The sequence below is a fragment of the Aeromonas sp. 600886 genome, assembly GCF_049174935.1.
GTDB lineage: Bacteria > Pseudomonadota > Gammaproteobacteria > Enterobacterales > Aeromonadaceae > Aeromonas > Aeromonas veronii_A.
The window spans coordinates 22,697-42,168 of the sequence record NZ_JAAKUB010000013.1 but is presented as its reverse complement, the minus strand read 5'-3'; the positions used below and the strand labels follow the sequence as shown (position 1 = coordinate 42,168).

16 protein-coding genes are annotated in these 19,472 nt (G+C 61.1%); 4 read left to right on the top strand and 12 right to left on the bottom strand.

Features of this window, described 5'->3' with window-relative positions:
* Positions 1–99: 99 nt before the first annotated feature.
* Positions 100–855 (bottom strand): NYN domain-containing protein, encoded by a 756-nt coding sequence (locus G5179_RS11710; RefSeq protein WP_216953471.1) that lies wholly within the window; start codon positions 853–855, stop codon positions 100–102.
* A 251-nt stretch (positions 856–1,106) separates the two neighbouring features.
* Positions 1,107–3,038: an amidohydrolase gene (locus tag G5179_RS11705; protein ID WP_421258419.1), complete on the bottom strand. Its 1,932-nt coding sequence runs from the start codon at positions 3,036–3,038 to the stop codon at positions 1,107–1,109.
* Positions 3,039–3,235: 197 nt separating this feature from the next.
* Between G5179_RS11705 and G5179_RS11700 the strand changes: the two genes are divergently transcribed.
* Positions 3,236–3,934 (top strand): TetR/AcrR family transcriptional regulator, encoded by a 699-nt coding sequence (locus G5179_RS11700; RefSeq protein ID WP_421258418.1) that lies wholly within the window; start codon positions 3,236–3,238, stop codon positions 3,932–3,934.
* Between the two features lie 83 nt (positions 3,935–4,017).
* Here G5179_RS11700 and G5179_RS11695 read toward each other — a convergent pair whose 3' ends face one another.
* From G5179_RS11695 to phnR, 5 genes are all read right to left on the bottom strand, one after another.
* Positions 4,018–5,424 (bottom strand): FAD-dependent oxidoreductase, encoded by a 1,407-nt coding sequence (locus tag G5179_RS11695; protein WP_421258417.1) that lies wholly within the window; start codon positions 5,422–5,424, stop codon positions 4,018–4,020.
* A gap of 18 nt (positions 5,425–5,442) precedes the next feature.
* The gene (locus tag G5179_RS11690) at positions 5,443–7,179 is read right to left on the bottom strand and encodes a putative 2-aminoethylphosphonate ABC transporter permease subunit (RefSeq protein WP_421258416.1); all 1,737 of its coding nucleotides are present in this window, start codon (positions 7,177–7,179) and stop codon (positions 5,443–5,445) included.
* The gene (locus G5179_RS11685; RefSeq protein WP_421258415.1) at positions 7,176–8,270 is read right to left on the bottom strand and encodes a putative 2-aminoethylphosphonate ABC transporter ATP-binding protein; all 1,095 of its coding nucleotides are present in this window, start codon (positions 8,268–8,270) and stop codon (positions 7,176–7,178) included. The genes G5179_RS11690 and G5179_RS11685 overlap by 4 nt, the downstream gene beginning before the upstream one ends.
* Positions 8,271–8,542: 272 nt before the next feature.
* A complete protein-coding gene (locus tag G5179_RS11680) occupies positions 8,543–9,562 on the bottom strand; it encodes a putative 2-aminoethylphosphonate ABC transporter substrate-binding protein (protein ID WP_043824248.1) in 1,020 nt (339 codons plus the stop codon).
* A gap of 120 nt (positions 9,563–9,682) precedes the next feature.
* Positions 9,683–10,390, bottom strand: a complete 708-nt coding sequence (gene phnR / locus G5179_RS11675) for a phosphonate utilization transcriptional regulator PhnR (RefSeq protein WP_005300236.1) — start codon at positions 10,388–10,390, stop codon at positions 9,683–9,685.
* A gap of 265 nt (positions 10,391–10,655) precedes the next feature.
* Here phnR and phnW point away from each other — a divergent pair, with 265 nt between their 5' ends.
* Genes phnW through phnX form a run of 3 tightly spaced genes read left to right on the top strand, consistent with a single transcriptional unit; the run spans position 10,656 to position 14,066 of the window.
* On the top strand, positions 10,656–11,798 hold the full coding sequence (gene phnW, locus G5179_RS11670; RefSeq protein WP_421258414.1) for a 2-aminoethylphosphonate--pyruvate transaminase: 1,143 nt from the start codon (positions 10,656–10,658) through the stop codon (positions 11,796–11,798).
* Positions 11,795–13,234 (top strand): aspartate aminotransferase family protein, encoded by a 1,440-nt coding sequence (locus G5179_RS11665; protein ID WP_421258413.1) that lies wholly within the window; start codon positions 11,795–11,797, stop codon positions 13,232–13,234. Before phnW ends, G5179_RS11665 begins: the two co-directional genes overlap by 4 nt.
* Positions 13,227–14,066, top strand: a complete 840-nt coding sequence (phnX, locus tag G5179_RS11660; protein ID WP_103251168.1) for a phosphonoacetaldehyde hydrolase — start codon at positions 13,227–13,229, stop codon at positions 14,064–14,066. Before G5179_RS11665 ends, phnX begins: the two co-directional genes overlap by 8 nt.
* Before the next feature lie 98 nt (positions 14,067–14,164).
* On the opposite strand, the gene G5179_RS11655 is transcribed toward phnX, so the two are convergent.
* The 5 genes from G5179_RS11655 to nrfE form a co-directional block, all read right to left on the bottom strand.
* Positions 14,165–14,617, bottom strand: coding sequence for an NUDIX hydrolase (locus G5179_RS11655; protein WP_421258412.1), 453 nt, complete (start codon positions 14,615–14,617; stop codon positions 14,165–14,167).
* Between the two features lie 54 nt (positions 14,618–14,671).
* Positions 14,672–15,301, bottom strand: a complete 630-nt coding sequence (locus G5179_RS11650; RefSeq protein WP_421258411.1) for a DUF2268 domain-containing putative Zn-dependent protease — start codon at positions 15,299–15,301, stop codon at positions 14,672–14,674.
* A 91-nt stretch (positions 15,302–15,392) separates the two neighbouring features.
* On the bottom strand, positions 15,393–16,598 hold the full coding sequence (gene nrfF / locus G5179_RS11645; RefSeq protein ID WP_421258410.1) for a heme lyase NrfEFG subunit NrfF: 1,206 nt from the start codon (positions 16,596–16,598) through the stop codon (positions 15,393–15,395).
* Positions 16,595–17,197: a DsbE family thiol:disulfide interchange protein gene (locus G5179_RS11640; protein ID WP_421258409.1), complete on the bottom strand. Its 603-nt coding sequence runs from the start codon at positions 17,195–17,197 to the stop codon at positions 16,595–16,597. The genes nrfF and G5179_RS11640 overlap by 4 nt, the downstream gene beginning before the upstream one ends.
* A complete protein-coding gene (gene nrfE / locus G5179_RS11635; RefSeq protein ID WP_421258408.1) occupies positions 17,194–19,161 on the bottom strand; it encodes a heme lyase NrfEFG subunit NrfE in 1,968 nt (655 codons plus the stop codon). The genes G5179_RS11640 and nrfE overlap by 4 nt, the downstream gene beginning before the upstream one ends.
* Between the last annotated feature and the right edge of the window lie 311 nt (positions 19,162–19,472).

The following is a 19,472-nucleotide window of genomic DNA, read 5'->3' as shown; positions in this document are numbered from 1 at the left end:
ACTCCCTAACGATGACACTAACGTATTAACTGTTTTTATTAGGGAGTATATTTTCGTATGTCAGGATTCGTGTCGTTCTTCGACCCTAGAGACTTATGATTAGTTTTTACTTGCTACGGATTGTAAGGGTGGAGTGGACTTATTCAGTTGTTTTGCTTTTCTTTTGTCTCTAACCCAAATAACTGAACCATTTGTTTTTTTCATCTCGAAGAGATCGATGGACTGGAATAGATCGCTCAGCTTTCTAAATCCGTAGTTTCGTTGATCAAATGAAGCATGGTTTGAAATGTGGTTGCCAATCTCACCAAGCATAGCCCAGCCATCATCTTCGCCAATAGCATCTATTGCCTGCCGGAGTAAATTGATGAGTTTTGTGTCACCCTTTATGTTTTTACTTTGTTTTTGAATGGGTAGCTCCAGCACTGGCTCGGCATCCAGATATAGAAATCGAGAACAACTATTAACGAATGGTAATGGTGCTTTCCGTTCTCCAAATCCGATGACAAATTTCCCATCAGCAAGTGTTCTGGTAACTAAAGGTGTAAAATCACAATCCGATGATACAAGGCATATTATGTCAATATCCTTTGTATATATTACGTCCATTACATCAATGACTAATGCCATGTCTGTCGCATTTTTACCCTTTGTTAAATCAAATTGTTGTACTGGTTGTATGGCATAGTCGTGTAGGACATCTTCCCATGGTTTAAGATTAGGGTTTTTCCAGTTACCATATGCTTTTCTAATATTTACAACGCCGTATCTAGCTAATTCTGAAAGAACTATGTCTATTTTACCTGCGGGTGCATTATCAGCATCAATAAATACGGCTATTTTTTCTTTATCTTTCATAAAGGCCTCCGTGCTATTTAATTATTTTATGCGCTGTGACTCCATTACAGCACTTAGCCCTCAATGCGAGCAGTAAAACATATCCAGACGCTTGGGGTCATGTAGTATGCCACAAGCATTTTGGACTGCCAGTGTTGAACCTCTCAATATTAGGAGTCTTCTTAAGAAAAAACTCCGCAATAAAAATACCGACCCTTGGGTCGGTATTATCATTCTGTTCGCAGCTGATGACTTGTCTTACTACCAGAGTCCTACTGGTTAAAGATGGTTTGCCCGCGAAAGACGGTCTGGACTACCTGGGTATCGGCGATCTGCTCCGGCTTGCCGGCGGCGACCAGCTGGTAGAGATCCCGATCCAGCACGATAAAGTCGGCCGATTTGCCCGCCTCGATCGAGCCGCTGATAGCCTGCTGGCGCACCGCGCGGGCGCCATTGATTGTGTAGGCCGCCAGCATTTCGTCAAGGGTGATGCGCTGGCTGGCGCGATAATCATCGCCGCTTTGGGGAGCCTTGATGATCCCGGTCGCCATATTTTCGAAGGGGCGGGGATCCCGGCTGTCGACCGGGGCATCGCTGCCAGCGACCAGTATGGCGCCCGCCTTGCGCGAACTCTCGACCGGGTAGAGGGCTCCGTGCAGATAGCCGAGGGGATCATAGAGGGCATCGCTCAGGGATTGGCCCACCCGGGTCGGCTGGATAAAGGAGGCAACCAGCATGTCGTAGGCCAGTTGGGGGGAGGTCCAGGCATAGGTAAAGGTGAGGTAGAGCCCAAGCTCGCCGAGCCGTTTTTGATCATCGGGATGGACCACCTGCAGGTGGGCCAGGGTGTGGGGAATGCCGCTATCACCGTTGCTGGCGCGGGCGGCGGTGAGGGCATCCAGCGCCGTGCGGGTGGTGCGATCACCGATGCTGTGCATATGGATGCTGAAGCCTGCCTTGTCCAGCGCCCCTATATAGCGGGTGAGGTCGGCCTCCCGGTAGTTGACGATCCCGTTGTTGCCGGACTCCTCGCTGTCGGCTGTGATGGTCACTTCATCGGTAGCCGGGTCTCTGGCCAGATGGGGGGTGTGGTAGTTTGCCAGCATGCCGGCATTGGGCAGGAAGGGGGGGGTTGTGAAGGGATCCCCTTCCAGCACACCGTCGAGGAAGATCTTGACCGCATCGGCCTTGATCAGCGGGTTGTTGGCAAAGGATTCTCTCACCTGGCTGGCCTTGGCAAGATGCCCCTCTATATCGAGTTTGCCCTGATAATCATCATCGCTAAAGCAGGTGGCGGCCGTGACACGCATATGCAGCAGGTCCCGTGACTGCATGGTGAGTAGTCGCTGGCGGATAAAGTCGGTGGCGCAGGCATCCTGAATGCTGGTGATACCGCGAGAGGCCATCAGCTCGGCAATGGCGGGCAGGATCTGGTCGTATTGGCTGGCTGCCTGCTCATCACTGGCGCTCAGAACGCCGCTATCGGGCACTGGAATGGCGCTGCGGGCCGTGTCACGCACCACTCCGCTGGTCAGGTCGACATAGGGGATAAAGGGCTCGAAGACCCCGCCGGGGGCCAGCGTAGTTCCATTGAAGCCGATTGTGTTGCCGTCGTTATCCTGCGCCATGGCAAGGGCGCGGGAGTTGTAGGCACTGGCATGGCCATCGACCCCGGCCAGCACCACCGGATTGTCGGGGGCGGCGGCATCGAGGGCTGCCAGCAGGGTGGCATGGCTGGCGGTTGCCGTATTGCCCTCGTAGGGAGACCACTGGTTGACTACCAGCCACTCCCCCGGTTTGGCCGCATAGCGGGGCAGACATGTGCTGATCTTGGCGGCCAGCTGATCCAGAGTGACGGGTTTGCCATCGAGATCGCACATGTCCAGTGCTACCGTACCGAGCAAGTGGATATGGTTGTCGTGCAGGCCGGGCAGCACCATACGCCCTTGCAGGTCCACCACTCGGGTGGTGGGGCGCTTGAGCGCTTCGGCCCCCTCCCGGTTGCCCACATAGATAAACTGGCCGTCGCGGATCATCATGGCCTCGGCCACCTGACGTTGCCCATCCTGGGTGTGGATCTTGCCATTGAGATAGAGGGTCGTTGCCCCATTCGTATCATTGGTGTCACTTCGGCAGCCACCGAGCAGGCCTGCGGTCAACAGGAGGGTTATGCCAAATCGGGTTGAGGTCTGTTTGCTATCCATTGCACTGCTCTCCTTGAGTTAAATGCAGTAATTACTGCAGATATGAGCAGATATGTTTATTGCAGCTATTCTGAAAAAATCCAGTAATTACTGCATTTATTTAACTTTTTGTTTACCTTGTCTCATGGATGTCAATGAGCCACTACCGGTCGTGACCTAGGCAAAGAGGGGACGCACAGTGGTTCGAAGGAGAGAAGATGTCAGAACAACGAGTGCCTGCCGCCCTGCATATGCGGCGTCAGCCCCGGCAGCAGCGCAGTCAGGAGGTGGCAAGTCGCATTGAACAGGCCACCCTGCTGTTGCTGCAGGAGCGAGGTTTTGCCGCCCTCAACACCAATGCCATTGCTGATCGGGCCGGTGTCGGGATCAAATCGCTCTACCACCTCTATCCCAACAAGGAGGCGATCATTTGCCGTCTCGCTATGGGGTGGCTGGCAGCTGTCTGTGAGGCGCAAGAGCAGATCCGAACCCAGGCGACCAGTTGGCCGCACGTGCTGGTGCTGCTGGATCTGGCGCTTGAAGAGCTTGATCGTCGCTTTGTCGGCTATGGTGCCTTGTGGCACGCCATGGATCTCATCCCCGAACTGCACGTGGTCGAGCAGGAGCACGAGCGGCGCCAGATTGACTTCTGGTCATCCCTGCTGCGCGACTTTGGCTGTCGCTGGCCGGAGGCCGAGCTCACGAGTCTGGTGCGCTACTTCTATCGCACCGCCGATGTGACCAAGCAGTGCACCCGTGGTGATGGGGAGGCGGGCCAGAGGATGTGGTTGCTGCATCGTCGCTGGAGCGAGCAGCTGATCGCCGCCGCTATTGCCGAGTCCGACCCGGCACGGGTGTGGCAGGCAAGGCCAGACCTGCTTATGGGCACGGAAGTACAGGCAAAGGCGGCGCCATAACAGGCGCCGCAAGGTGTGCGGGTCGGCGCTTTGCTTGTTGTAGCCAGACGTGGCTGAACCGTGCAAGAGCGAAGTCAGCGCGATTATTTATCCGCCTTGCCCGCCGCATCGGCAAGTTTGGCCAGCTGTTTGTCATACCAGGCCACCGGGCGGTTTTCGTCTTCCGCCCGCTCTTTGCGACGGATGGCATTGCGTACCGCCATTGCCCCCAGCCAGCGGAATGGCTCTGGCGGGAAGTAGCCACGCGGGCCGCTGACCAGCGCGCATTCACGCCAGGGTTTATCCTCCTCCCGCACCTCGTCTCTCACTAGGGCCGCCAGGATCTGGCCGCCGATCCAGCTTTGCGCCGCCCCGTTGCCGGAGTAACCGAGGCCATAGACAATATTGGGCTGCCCTCGCCAGTGGCCGAAGAAGGGGAGGCCATCCACCGAGCGGTCGGAGGCGCCGCACCAGCTGGCGGCGATGGGCACCTCTTTGAGCGCCGGAAAGAAGCGGCGCAGGGTGCGGGTGAGGGGGGCAAGATAACGGCTAGGGGCATCGAACTCGGCCAGATGGCGGTTGGCAAAGGCGAAGGTGTTGCCCCCCTTGCCCAGCATCAGTCGTCCTTGCGGGGTCGAGCGGTAGTAGTGGACAAAGGTGCGGCCATCCACCACGCTGCGGCCGTGCGCAAGCTGCTGGGCGGCCAGTGCATCCGGCGCGGGGTCGGTTATCACCATATCGGAGGAGACCAGCACGATACTGCGGCGAAACTCGCGAAAGTGCTGCGCCATGGCGCTGTTGAGGGCCAGCACCACCTTGCGGGCACGCACCTCACCCTGCGGCGTTTGCACCCGTGCAGGCTGGCCCGCCTCAAGGCGCTGCATGGGGGAGTGCTCATAGACCTCGACCCCCAGCTCCCGCGCCACCCGCAGCAGGCCGCGCACCAACAGCGCCGGTTGCACCGAACCGGCGTGCGGGCTGTAGAGCCCCTCCAGATGAACGTGGGAGCCGCTCTGGCTCGCCAGTTCACCCTCTGCAATCGCCTGCCACTGGTTAAGGTCGGCTCGCTGTAGCTCCCGTAATACCGGCTCCATCAGGCCGCGCTGCGCCTCGCTGGTGGCGGTGTAGCAGGTGCCCTCGACCCTCAGCTGTGCCTCTATGTTGTGCGTTTCGCAGAAGCGGGCGATCTCGTGCACCGCCTGCTCGGATCTTTGTACCAGCCAGGCGGCCTGCTCTTCGCCAAAGAGGCGCTTTAACGTCAGGTATTTGGCCGACCAGGTGAGCAGGCAGCCGCCGTTGCGCCCGGAGGCACCGCTGCCGCAGCGATCTTTCTCCAGCACTATGACGTGCAGGTGGGGCTCGGCCTGTTTAAGGGCGATGGCGCTCCACAGCCCGGTAAAGCCGCCACCGACGATGCAGACATCGGCCTCGTGGTGGCCGACTAGGGGCGTGGGCGGTGCGGGTTGTTCGGCGGCGAGCGCTTCGGCCAGCCAGAAGGGGAGAGTGGACATGATGACTCCTCGATAAGGTTATTGGTGGCGCCAGCGCTGGGTGCGATCCAGCAGGGCGCGGCTCAAAAAGAGCTGGAGCAGCTTGACGGTGGCGGCGGCCAGCAGGATCAGGGTGGCCATGGCGGCAGCCGCGGCGGTATCGCCGGAATCCTCCATGTTGAGCACGGCGATGGAGGCGAGCACGCTGTCGCTCGAATAGAGGAAGATCACCGCCGAGGTGGTGGTCATGGCGTTGACGAACAGATAGATAAAGATCTCCAAGAGCGCTGGCAGGGAGGCGGGCAGGGTGACTCGCCAGAACGCCTTCCAGAGCGGAATACGCAATGAGATGGCCACCAGCTCCAGCTCCTTGGGCAGTTGCTTGAGGCTGGTCAGCGCCGTCATATGGCCCACCGTGTAGTAGTGGATGACGCAGGAGAGCACCATTAGTGGCAGGGTGCCGTAGAGGCCGCCAAAGAGCGGATTGCCGTTGAAAAAGAAGATGTAACCCAGCCCCAGCACCATGCCGGGCACCGCCAGCGACAGCATGGCAAGCAGATGCAACAACTGGCGCAGCGGCGCGAAGTGGCGCCCCTTCTCCTGCGCCCAGGCCAGCACCATCACCAGCACGGTACCGATAAGCGCGCTATAGAGGCCCAGCTGCAAGGTGTTGGTAAAGGGCTGCCAGCCATAGACGCTATTGCTGTCAAAGGCGTAGTGATCCAGCGTCAGAGTGAGGTTGTAGGGCCAGAACTGTACCAGCGAGCCGTAAACCGCCATCCCCACCAGTGCCAGAAACAGCAGGGCCCAGAGCGTGCACCAGCCGAGCGCCAGCAGATCCCGCAGCTGATGGGGTTTGGGTTGATAGGGCACCGCCTTGGTGCTGCTCTGCTCCTGCATCTTGCTGCGCACCCTGTGCTCCAGGGCAAAGCTCAACAGTGCCGGCAGCAGCAGGGTGACGCTGGCAACGGCGCCCAGCGAGAAGTTCTGCATTCCGATCACCTGCCGGTAGATGTCGGTGGCCAGCACGCTGTACTGGCCGCCAATCACCTTGGCCACCCCGAAGTCGCAGATGGTGAGGGTGAAGACGGCGATGGCGGCGCTGAGCAGGCCATAACGGGCGGTAGGCAGGGTGACGGTGACAAAGGTGCGCCAGCCGCTGCTGCCGAGCACCCGGGAGGCTTCATAGAGGCGGGCATCGCTTTGGCCGAGCGCCGTGATAAGGATCATCAGGGCGTGGGGGAAGCACCAGAAGCCCAGACCAATGACGATGCCGATAGGGCCGTAGATGCTCTCGCCGCCGAGCAGCCCCTTGGCGATCCCCTGATTGCCAAACCAGTAGACCAGACTGATGGCGGGCAGCAGGGAGGGCATCAACAGCGGAATAAGGCCAATGAGGCGAAACAGGGGCTTGCCCGGCATGCAGGTGCGGGTGAGGGCATAGGCGTAACCAAAGGCGATGGTCACCACCAGCGCGGTGATCAGCACCCCGAGCCAGAGGGTGTTGCCGATGGTGCGCCCCAGATGAGGGGAGTCGAAGTAGGCGCTGAAGTTGGCAAGGCCCACCCAGATGCCGTTCTCATCTTGCAGGCTCTTTTGCAACATGGTGAGCAGCGGCAGCAGCAGACCGCCGGTGAGCAGGGCGATACCGAGTGCAAGCAGGAACAGTTGCAGCAGCTGATCCCGGCTCCAGCCGCGACAGAGCCGCTGCCAGCGGCCTTCTTGCCGGGCTGTCGCTGGCGGCAGCAGGGAGGAGGTCGCAAGGGGGGCAGTCATGGGCGCTCTCCTTCAAACAGCTGCATCGCCCCGGCAGGCCAGTGCAGCGAGCAGCGCATGCCGCTGCGCCAGCCACCCTGTTCGTGGCGGGGCAGCTCGTGGGTCGGGCGCTCCACCAGAATTTGCTGCGGGCCCAGATAGGTGTCGGCTGTGCAGATAAGGCGTTGGGCGGCGCCGAGAAACTCAACCTGATCGATGGTTGCTTCAACGCCATGTTGCCCAAGAGACAGCTCGCTCGGCGCACTCAGGGTGATCGCCTCGGGGCGGATCGCCACCTGCAATTTGCTGCCGGCTGCGGCCCGGTTGGCGAGTTGCAGTGGCTGCTCGTTAAGGCGCACCTGAGTGGGGCTCAGCACCAGGGTGTCGAGGAAGTTCATGGTACCGACAAAGCTTGCCACGAAACGGCTGGCAGGCTGGTGGTAGATCTCCTGCGGGGTGCCCACCTGCACGATACGGCCACCCTCCATCACCACGATGCGATCGGCCATGGTCAGCGCCTCTTCCTGATCGTGGGTCACCATGATGGTGGTGATGCCAAGGCGCTGCTGCAGGGCGCGGATCTCGCTGCGAAGATGGGTGCGCACCAGCGCATCCAGTGCGCTGAGCGGTTCGTCCAGCAACAACAGACCGGGGGAAAGGGCGAGCGCCCGGGCCAGCGCCACCCGCTGCTGCTGGCCGCCGGAGATCTGGCTCGGGTATTTGTGGGACTGGGCAGTGAGATCCACCAGCCCCAGCCAGTGGTCCACCCGCTCCTTGATGAGATCCCGCGCCAACCCCTGATTCTCAAGGCCGAAGGCGATGTTCTGGGCCACCGTCAGGTTGGGGAAGAGGGCATAGGACTGAAACACGATGCCAAAATCGCGCTCCTGGGGCGGCAGGCGGGAGATATTGCGCCCCCCTTGCCAGATCTCGCCGTTGTCCGGCAGATCCAGCCCGGCGATGGCTCTGAGCAGGGTGGTTTTGCCGCAGCCGGAGGGGCCGAGAAAGCAGATAAACTCCCCCGGCTCAATGGTCAGAGAGATTTCTTTAAGGGCCTGAAAAGCACCGAACTGCTTGTTGAGATGTTGAATGTCCAGATAGGGCTGGGTCATGGTTCGACTCGCTACTGATTTGGTATATACCAGTTTGCGGGCGAAGTGTGACGGTCAGGTGATCGGGGGATGACAGCTTGATGACAGTCAAATGAGATCGGGTCGCCAGCAAGTAGTTGGGCCCTGTGTGGATGGGCGAAGCGTCGCTAATTGAAGGCAATACACACTCGGGAAGTTAAAACCAAAAAGCGAAGGCCAACACCTGTTGGCCTTCGACTGGCAGTTTATTGGCAGCGGTGTGTCTGGCGTGAACAAACCGCCGCCCTTCACGCTTACTGTTTGGCTTCGGTCTTGCCGTCGAAGCTGGCGCTCCACTGGGCCAGGATGGCGTTACGCTCGCGGGCTGCCCAGCTAAAGTCGTTGTCGATCATCTGGCCTTTGATATCCGCCGGATAGCCCGCTCTCGGTTGGGCTACATCGGGGATGGCGACCACGGCGAACGATTTGTTGTAGAGGGCGTTGGCCTGTTCGGTGGCGGCAAAGTCGAGCAGCTGTTTGGCGGCCTCCAGCTTGGGGGTGCCCTTGATGATGGCGGCGGCTTCCATATCCCAGCCCGACCCCTCTTTCGGGAATACCACCTCGATGGGGGCACCCTTGGCCTTGAGGCTGGTCGCCGGGAAGTCGAAGGAGATACCGATCACCGTCTCACCGCTGGCGGCCAGCTTGCAGGGGGCAGAGCCCGAGTGGGTGTAACGGTCGATGTTCTGGTGCAGGCCGTTCATAAATTGCCAGCCCTGCTGTTCGCCCATGGTCTGCAGCCAGCCCGCAACGCTCAGGTAACCGGTGCCGGAGGAGCTGGGGTTGGGCATGATCACCTTGCCCTTGTAGATGGGCTTGGTGAGGTCGGCCCAGCTGGTGGGGGCCGGGATCCCCTGTTTTTCCGCCTCTACCTTGTTGAAGCAGATAGCGCTGAAGAAGGCGTCCAGACCGATCCAGTGCGGCTCGGCCTTGCTGTCGCGAAAGCGGCTGTCGAGCTTCTCCAGCCCTTTCGGTGCATAGGCATTGAGCATCTGCTGCTGATCGAGCTGCATCAGGCTGGTGGCGGCCAGTCCCCACACCACATCCGCTTTGGGCTGGGCTTTTTCTGCCAGCAAGCGGGCGGTGACCACGCCGGTGGAGTCACGCACCCACTTGATGTTGATGTCCGGATGCTGGCGCTCGAACGCGGTTTTCAGCTCGTTGAGCTGCTCCGGTTCGAAGGCGGTGTAGACGGTGAGATCGGTCGCGGCCAGTGCCGGGGCGGTCATGGCAGCCAGCACGGCGGCGGCCAGCAGATGGGTTCCCTGTTTCATCCTCTTCTCCAGTTAAATTGGTTTGGTATAAACCAGATTGGTCGAGAGAGAGGCTAGGGGATCTTTATGACGTGACCGTGACAGCCCCGTGACGTTTTGCCGTTCCTGATTTATCCGTGACTAATCCTGGGTATCCACCTCGATCTCCAGACTGTCGTGACGCCAGTACTCCAGATCGAAGTCGAGCACCCGGCCGTGCTGATCGAAGTTGAGCCGCTCGAGGCGCAGGGCGGGCAGACCGGCGGTGGCCCCCAGCGCCTTGGCCACCTCGTCCGGCAGGGCGGTGGGGAAGAAACGCACCTGCATGCGGGCGTAGTGGAGATCGTAATGGGCCTGGTAGATCTCGGTCAGACTGCCGTTGAGATCCAGCTCCAGCAGGCCGGGCACCCGCTCTGGCAGGCAGTGGTTCTCGCAGTAACAGATGGCGCGCCCGTTGGCGTAGCGCAGCCGTTTTAGCAGAAACAGGCTGTCGAACGGCTTGAGCTGCAGCTGCGCCATCAACGCGGGCGGCACCGCCTGGCGGCTTTTCTCCAGCAGCTCGGTACGTGGTTCACCCCCTTGCTCCCGCACTATCTGGTGAAAGTTGGAGGTGCGTCTGGGGTTCAAGCGAAAGCGTGGCGGTGTGACGAACCAGCCGCGGCGATCCTCCCGATAGATAAGGCCGTTCGCCTCCAGCTGTACCAGTGCCTCGCGGATGGTGACTCTTGTGGTGCCATAGAGTTCCCCCAGCAGCCGCTCGGAGGGGAGCTTGTCGTTGGGGGCCAGGCCCCCCGCTAGGATCTGGTTGGCGAGGGCATCCTTGATCTGCAGATATTGCGGTTTGCTCATGAAAATCCCTGGTTTTGCAATAAGTTGTGCAATGAGTTGGGCAATGGGCTGGGCACAGGGCAGGTCATCTGCCCGGTCGCTAAAGGGCAACATCAACATGCGTTGGTAGATACCAACATCGCCCCTGTTGTTCAGGCCTCCTAGATTATCGCGATCCCGGCGCTGAAAATGAATTTTTTGTTGCACGTAGCCCCACCCCTTTGACCTTGGCGGGGGAGTTACCCACAATGCGCTCATTCTGGTATATACCAAAAGGAGCAAAGTCATGACCCATATTCCTGCGGCTCCCGCCGCCGTCGATTACCTGCTGCTGACCCCGGGCCCCCTCTCGACCACCGCGACTGTGCGTGCCGCCATGCTGCAAGACAGCTGCACTTGGGATGCGGACTACAACCAGGGGGTGGTGGAGCCCATCCGCCGCGAGCTGGTGCGCCTCGCTACTGGCCCGGAATATGAAAGTGACTACAGCGTCGTGCTGCTGCAAGGGAGTGGTAGCTATGTGGTGGAGAGCGTGCTGGGCTCGGCGATAGGCGTCGATGAGTGCCTGCTGATCATCAACAACGGCGCCTACGGTGCCCGCATGGGGGAGATGGCCCGCTGCCTTGGCCTGCGCCACCATGAGCTGGACTGCGGCGAGACCACCCGCCCGGAACCCGCCGCCATTGAGGCGATGCTGGCGCGCCACCCCGAGATCACCCACTTGGCCATGGTGCACTGTGAGACCACCACCGGCATGCTCAATCCGCTCGATGAGGTGGCTGCGCTCTGCCTGCGCCGCGGCATCCGCCTGATCGTTGATGCCATGAGCAGCTTTGGCGGCATCCCCATCGACATGGGCCGCCTTGGCATCGAGTTTCTTATCAGTTCGGCCAACAAGTGCATTCAGGGGGTACCGGGTTTTGGTTTCGTCATCGCTCGCCGCGCCGCGTTGGCAGCTTGCGCCGGTCGCGCCCGCTCGGTCTCCCTCGACCTGCATGCCCAGTGGCAGACCATGGAGCAGCAGGGGGGCAAGTGGCGCTTTACCTCGCCCACCCATACCGTGCTCGCCTTTGCCCAGGCCCTGCGCGAGCTGGACGAAGAGGGGGGCATTGAAGCCCGCCATCAGCGCTACGGCGAGAATCAGCGCACGCTGCTGGCGGGGATGGCTGCCCTCGGCTTTGCGCCACTGCTGCCAGAACAGTGGCAATCTCCCATCATCACCGCCTTCTACTCTCCGGCCCACCCTGACTACCGCTTCGCCGACTTCTACCAGCGGCTCAAGGCGCAGGGCTTTGTTATCTATCCAGGCAAGGTCTCCCAGGCCGATTGCTTCCGGATTGGCAATATCGGCGATGTGACCCCAGAGCGGGTGCGCGATCTGCTCGCCGCCATGGCCAGCGCCTGCTACTGGCAAGGGGACGCGCGATGACCAGCATGCTGGCTCAGGGTCGTGATCTGCGTGGCCGCGATTTGCATGACCATAAGCTGCACGGCAGCGGCCGCGCCGACAGCGAAGGGGATGTCAACCTCGGCGAGGGGCGGGCGCGCTGGTGGGCGGGCCAGAGCGAAGAGGTACAGGCCGGATTGGCGGAGGATAGCCGCTACTTTCTCCATCAGGCACTCTCCACCCCCTGTCTGGATTTGATCGAGGGGGCGCAGGGGAGCTGGTTGACCAGCGTATCGGGCAAGCGTTACCTCGATTTTCACGGCAACAGCGTCCATCAGCTGGGCCACGGTCACCCCAGGGTGGTGGCCGTGGTGCAGCAGCAACTCGCCGATCTGCCGTTTGCGCCCCGCCGCTACACCCATCAGGTTGCCATCGACTGCGCCCGTACCCTGGCCGAGCTGGCTCCCGGCGATCTCAACCGGGTGCTGTTCGCCCCCGGCGGCAGCGAGGTGGTGGGGATTGCCCTGAAGCTCGCCCGTTTCATTACCGGCAATAGCAAGGTGGTGTCCCTGTGGGATGCCTTTCACGGCGCCTCCCTCGATGCCATCTCGGTCGGCGGCGAGGCCTGTTTTCGCGCCGGTATGGGCCCATTGATGGCCGGCGTGGAGCGCATCCCACCGCCCACCCGTTATCGCGGCGTCTGGTATCGCGGGGAGGGGGATGACCTGCACTACGCCGATTATCTGGAGTACGTCATCGAGAAGGAGGGAGGGATCGGCGCCTTTATCGCCGAACCTATCCGCAACACCGATGTGCAGGTGCCCTCGAAGGCCTACTGGCAGCGGGTGCGGGAGATCTGCGATCGCCACAAGGTGTTGTTGATCGTCGACGAGATCCCCAATGCCTTGGGGCGCACCGGCCACTGGTTCAGCTTTGAAGAGTTCGGCATCGAGCCCGACATCATCTGTCTGGGCAAGGGGCTGGGGGGCGGGGTGGTGCCGTTTGCCGCGCTCATCACCCGCGACCGTTTCAATCAGGCCGCAGCTATTTCGCTCGGTCACTACACCCACGAGAAGAGCCCTATCGGCTGCGCGGCGGCACTCGCCACCATCAGTACCATCCGTGAAGAGGGGGTGCTGGCAAAAGCGCAGGAGGATGGCCGCTTTATGGCGGCAGAGCTTGCGGCGCTTGCCGAACGTCATCCGCTGATCGGGCAGGTGCGCGGTATCGGCCTCCTGTGGGCGCTCGATCTGGTGGTCGATCATCAGAGTCGCACCCGCAATAGCCAGGCCGCCGAGCGGCTGCTCTACCGCTGTCTGGAGCTGGGGCTCAGCTTCAAGGTCTCCCAAGGGAACGTCATCCAGCTCTCGCCACCGCTCAATATCGCCCGCGCCGATCTGGTGCGCGCCATCACCATTCTCGATCGCGCCCTTGGCGAGATCGCACTTTCACCGAAACAGGAACACCACCATGACTGACTTGCAGATTGCTGTAGACCCGATCACCGACGTGGAGGCGCTGATCCTCGACTGGGCCGGCACCGTCGTCGATTTCGGCTCCTTCGCCCCCACCTCCATCTTCGTCGAGGCCTTCGCCCGCGCCTATGACTTCCCCGTGACCCTGGATGAGGCGCGCCAGCCCATGGGGTTGGGCAAGTGGGATCATATCGCCGCGCTGGGCCGTCTGCCCTCGGTGGATGTGCGCTGGCAGGCTCGCTTCGGCCACCCCATGAGGCACGCCGAGGTGGACCACATTTATCACACCTTTATGCCGCTGCAGATTGCCGCCGTGACCCGCTTTGCCACCCCCATCCCCGGTGTGCTGCCAGTGCTGGACGCTCTGCGGGTGCGGGGGATGAAAATCGGCTCCTGCTCCGGTTATCCCCGTCCGGTGATGGAGGCGCTGGTACCTGCTGCGGCCGATCACGGCTACCGCCCGGATCACTGGGTCGCCACCGACGACCTCAAGGCTGGTGGTCGCCCCGGCCCCTGGATGGCGCTGGCCAACGTAATTGAGCTCGGAGTGAGTGCGGTGCATCGCTGCATCAAGGTGGATGACGCCGTGCCGGGTATCAGCGAAGGGCTTAACGCGGGCATGTGGACGGTGGGATTGTCGGTTTCCGGCAACGAATTTGGTGCCACTTGGGACGAGTTTGCCTCCATGAGTGAGGCTGAGATCGCCGCCCGGCGTGCACCGGCCGAGGCCAAACTGCGGGCGGCGGGGGCACACTATGTGATTGATACCCTGGCCGACATCGCCCCGGTTATCGCCGATATCAACCGTCGTCTGGCCGCTGGCGAGCGGCCGTAGGCCATCGGTGGGGTCTAACAAAAGCGCTTGGCTGGCTTTAGATATAACACGCCCCCATCCGGGGGCGTGTTGCATTTAAAGGGGGAAGTTGTGCGCGGTCAGCGGATATCGACCCGCATCAGGGGAGAGGGGGCGTTGTCGACAAAGTGTTGCCAGATATGGTCGTAGAGCGCCTTCTGGCCGGGGAAACTCACCAGCGTTTTTGCTTCGGCCAGGGAACACCAGCGATAGTCTGTGTGCTCGTCGTTGAGGGTCACCGCCTGATTGGGCGGGCAATAGACCACAAAGACCGGCACCACCTCCACCGTATTCAAGCTCGCCTCGTAGAACTGCTCCAGATACTGGCCGTTGTAGAGTTCGGTGACTCTGATCCCCGTCTCTTCGCCAAACTCCCGAATAATGGTCTGCCAGCCGGTTTCACCCGCCTCCACCGTGCCCGCCACATGACACCAGAAGCCCCCCTTGACCCGTTTCATCACCAGCAATTTGGTTTCGCCATCGACAGTGGTAAGGGCAACACCAGAGACGGCCTTGCAGCGAATGGGGATCATGATCTTCTCTCCGGGTTTGGGCTCTGTGATAGCCATGAACAGTGTGAAGGCGTGTTAATTGAAATATGCCTCGGCGGGCAGGCCCATGACCTCTATTTCATTCAGGCCATTTTGGGCCAGATAGTTGGCCACCAGATTGAACCCCACCCAGTAACCGGCATATTTGGGAAATGGCCGGTTATCACGGCAGTAGAAAAAGTCTAAATAGTTGAACTGCTTGCTGGATAGATGGGGCGTCATCTCTGCCAGGAGCGATTGCCAGTCATGGTGATGAGACTCCTTGAACAGCGAGGGGAGTGTGCCACCATTGAACCTCTGCTCAAAGTAGCAGGCCAGCCCTTCAAAAATCAGGTTTTCAGCCAGTGTTTCTGCTTCCACCTTGTTCTTCTTTTGCACGATATGGTGGACTTCGTGGGCCAGCACGGCAGGCAATTCGGTGATGATCACCTTTTTGATATCAGGCCGTTCCAGATCAAGCTGGAGTTCTATTCGATACATGTTGATGGCCCAGCCACCGATACCCGAGTCGGGAGCATCCCCCTCGGCAAAAGGGCTGAAGGTGACATCCAGTTGGGAGAGATCGAACAAGGCATTCAATTTGTGCGCCGTCTCGGCAAAAACGTGCCTAATGGTGTCATCGAGCCCATCGAATTTGCCCGAGTCGTTTAACAGGGTGAGTTGCATCCAGACATCCTTGTCTATTGAAAGAGAGTACTGAGCCACTTGCGTGGTCGCGGCGCCATATCACCACGATTACCCTCCTTCAATCAAGGGGTTACCCGCCCATTATGCTTGCCGTCTGGATCGCCTCGATCAGTGCAGCCCGGTTGATGCGAGGGCGCTCGCCATCGAGCAGTTGCTGCCACAGGGCAATGGCCTGGCTGTAGCGGCCATGCAGGAAGTGATCGGAGGCGAGCAGCATCAGGGCGCTCACTTCCCCCGCGTCCTGCTTGAGAGCGCTCTCCAGCAGGCGGGTTGCCTCGGGAGTCAGCTGTTGGCCCGCCTGATAGTAGAGCACGGTGGCTTGCGCGGCCTGGGTCGCCGCGCTGGCCCCCCCCTCCAGCAGGGCGATTCGCTGGTAGGCGAGCAGGGCGTTGTCATATTCGCCGCGATAGAGATAGAGCTGGCCGAGCGCCGCCCAGCGGTCGAGATCGGCAGGGTTGGTTTGCAGGCGCTGGTGCAGGGCGCCCAGCTCCTTGTCCTGCAGATCCCGCGGGCTCAATCTCGCCAGCGGATCGGGGCGCGACTGATAAGCCTGCCATGCCTGATAGCGGCCGGTGCTCAGATACACAGCGGCAACAGCCGCGATGGCCATGATGCCAAGCCGCAACAAGGCCCGCCCGTGCCGATGATGGCGGCCGCGATTGTCACGCTGGCTGGCCAGTTGCGCGCGCAGGGCCAGCTCAGCCGCCGGGATAGCGTTGGCCAGGCGGACGGCAACTAGCTCCTTGTAGAGTGGTTGGTCAGGGGAGAGACCTGCCTGCTCCCCGTGCATGATCAGCAAATTCAATTCGCTGCGCGGATCTGCGACGGGTTGGGGGGAGGCCTCAACGATGGCCTTAACGACAGGGATGGGTTGCGCCTTTGTGCGTGTCAGGCGGCGAAACAGGGTCAACAGCGCCAGCCCCAACAGCAGCAGGGGACCGCCCCACAGCAGCGCCGTGCTGCTCTTGAAGGGGGGATCGTAGCGGACGAAATCGCCGAAGCGCTCCGTCATGCGGGCGATCACCTGCTCATCAGACTGCCCCTCGTCCACCCAGCGGTAGACCTCTAACCGCAGATCCCGGGCGATGGGGGAGTTGGACTCCACCAGGTTCTGGTTCTGGCACTGGGGGCAGCGCAGGGCGCGGGCCAGCTCTTGCGCCCGATTTTGCAGCTCGGGATGGCGAAACTGATAGGTATCGACCCCGCTGGAATATGCAGTGGCACTCAGCAGCATGCCGAGGGCCAGCAGGGTGCAGGCAAGAGAACGGCGCATCATGGCTGTGTCTCCCGAGCTGATGTTGCAATAGATGGCGCAATCGCGGGTGCCGTTGTGGCGGCCTTCATTTGCGCGTCAGTTCGCGCCTTGTCGAGCTGGGGGGCAAACTGGCGTTGCCAGATCTCCCTGGTGAGCAGGCCGGTATGACGGGTCAGCAGGGTGCCGTTGCCGGCGAAGAGATAGGTCTCCGGCGTGCCGTAGACGCCGAGCTCCAGCGCCAGTCGGCCGTCGGGGTCGGCCAGTACGGCGCGATAGGGGTTGCCCGCCTGGATAAGCCAGGCGCGGGCCGCATCCCCCTTGTCCCGGTAGTTGAGACCGTAGAGGGGCACTGTGCCCGCGAGCTCGCTGAGCAGCGGATGCTCGGCGCGGCAGTTGGCGCACCAGCTGGCCCAGACGTTAAGCACAAAGGGCTCCCCCTTGAGGCTGGCGGTCTGGATCGGACGTCCGTCCAGCAGATTGTCGCTCTGCCACGCAGGCAGGGTACGGCCGAGCGTCGCCTCATCCTGGCTGTAGGGATTGTTGCCAAGGCCGAGCCAGAGCAGGATGCCGAGGCTCAGGGTCAGCAGCAGTGGAAGAAAGAGGCGCAGGCGGGATCTCATAACGCCTCCTGTTCGAGCCGGGGATGGGAGGCGCTAACCACAACGGGGCGGGAGGCAAGCAAGGGGCGACGGGCGAGCAGGCGCAGGGTGCCGCCAGCCATCATCAACAGGCCACCGAACCAGATCCAGCGCACCAGCGGCTTGTAGTGCAGCCGCATGGCATAGGCATCTGGTCCCATCTTCTCACCCAGCACCACGTAGAGATCGCCGAGCATTCCCCACGCGATGCCCGGCTCGTTCATGTTCATGGTGCGCACGCTGTAGTGGCGCCGCTCCGGCGTCAGCCGCGCCACCTCTTTACCGTGCTTATGCACGCTAAGCGTGATGCGCTCGGCGGTATAGTTGGGGCCGATCACCGGCTCGCGCCTCTCATAACGAAACTCGAACGCGCCGAGTTGGTAGGGTTGGTTGGCACTTAGCACAGTGCCCCCCTCCTGACTGTGGTGACTCACCTGCGCAATGCCAAGGGCGCACACCGCCACCCCGAGGTGGGCCAGCAGACTGCCGAGTCGGTTAAGGGTGAAATCGCGGAATGAAGTCAGTTGCAAGAGCGGGAGCAACAGGCTGGCCATCAGCCAGAGGCTCACCATATTGGCGAGGATGCCAATCCAACTATCGGAAAACGATCCCTGTTCCAGATAGGCAAGGCTAAGCAGCCCGCCGCCAAGCAGCCCAAACAGCGGCGGTAACAGAGCGTTTAGTCGGGAATGTGCCGCAAGCTGCTGCCAGCGCAGGCGCGGCAGCTGGGTCATCAGCGCCATCAGCAGCAGGGCCAGCGGCACGAAGATGGTATTGAAATAGGGGGCGCCCACCGAGAGCGAGCCCAGATGGAGCGACTGGAACACCATGGGGTAGAAGGTGCCGAGTAGCACGCTGGCGCAGGCCACGCAGAGCAGCAGGATAGCGGCGCCGAGCAGCCCCTCTTTTGACAGCAAGCCAAAGCGGGCATAGGGGGTGCGAATGTCTGCGCGCAGGGCAAACAGGGTGAGGGCGCAGGTCAATAGCAAACCGAGCAGCAACAAGAGGGTGAGGCCGCGGCTGGGGTCCACCGCAAAGGCGTGCACCGAGGTGAGCACCCCGGAGCGCACCACAAAGGTGCCGAGCAGGCTCAAGGCGAAGGTGAAGATGGAGAGCAACAGCACGGCGTGGCCGTAAGCGCCGCGCTTCTCGCAGACAATCAGAGCGTGCAGCAGGGCAGTGCCCAGCAGCCAGGGCAAGAGGGACGCATTTTCTACCGGATCCCAGAACCACCAGCCGCCCCAGCCGAGCTCGTAGTAGGCCCACCAGGAGCCCAGCACGATGCCGGCGGTGAGAAAGACCCAGGAGCCGAGCGCCCAGGGGCGACTCCAGTGGGCTACTGCGCCATCGAGCCGGCCCGAGTGCAGCGCCGCCATGGCGAAGGCGAAGTTGACTACAAAGCCGACGTAACCGAGATAGAGCAGGGGTGGGTGGATGATAAGGCCGATATCCTGCAGCATGGGGTTGAGATCGCGCCCCTCCTGCGGCCCCGGAAACTGGCGGTCAAACGGGCTGGAGAAGATCAGGGTATAGAGGCCGAAGAGCCCGACGATCAGCCCCATGATGGCCAATACCCGGGCTGTGATCAGCGGATCGACCCGCTTGGAGCAAAGGGCCACCAGAGCGCCCCACAGCCCCAGCGCAAAGACGAAAAAGAGCATGGAGCCTTCATGGCCGCCCCACACGGCCGCCAGCTTGAAGCCAAGAGGCAGGGCGCTGTTGGCGTGCTGGGCCACATAGCTGACGGTGAAATCATCCTGGCCAAAGCAGCTGGCGAGCAGCAGCAGGGCGGCCCCCAACAGGATGGCATTGATCAGCGCCAGCGGCGTGGCGCAGCGCAGCAGAGTCGGGGAGGCGAGCCGTAATCCCAGCCAGGGCAGTGTGCCCTGCAGCAAGGAGAGTGCCGCCGCCAGCAACAGTGAGAGATAGCCGAGCTCCGCCAGCACACAACCTCCAGTCAATCTTTGATGTCATTCATGTCATGGCACACACGTAGCGTCGTCTCCCTTTGGCGGGGAATATTGCCAAGCAACGGGTGTGGCATCACCAGAAATTCATTGGGCCAGCAACAAACTAGCGCCAGTCACCCGAGGGTGGCTGGTGCTTATCCCCAGCTTTCAATAACCGGTTCACGATCCGTCGTGAGAGGTCGTCAGCAAGGTAAAGAGCAGCGCAGGAACCGCAATGTATGTGAATACATGAGGATTCCGAGCAGCACATGAGCCTTGATCACGGCCTCGCAACAGGAGCGTGAACC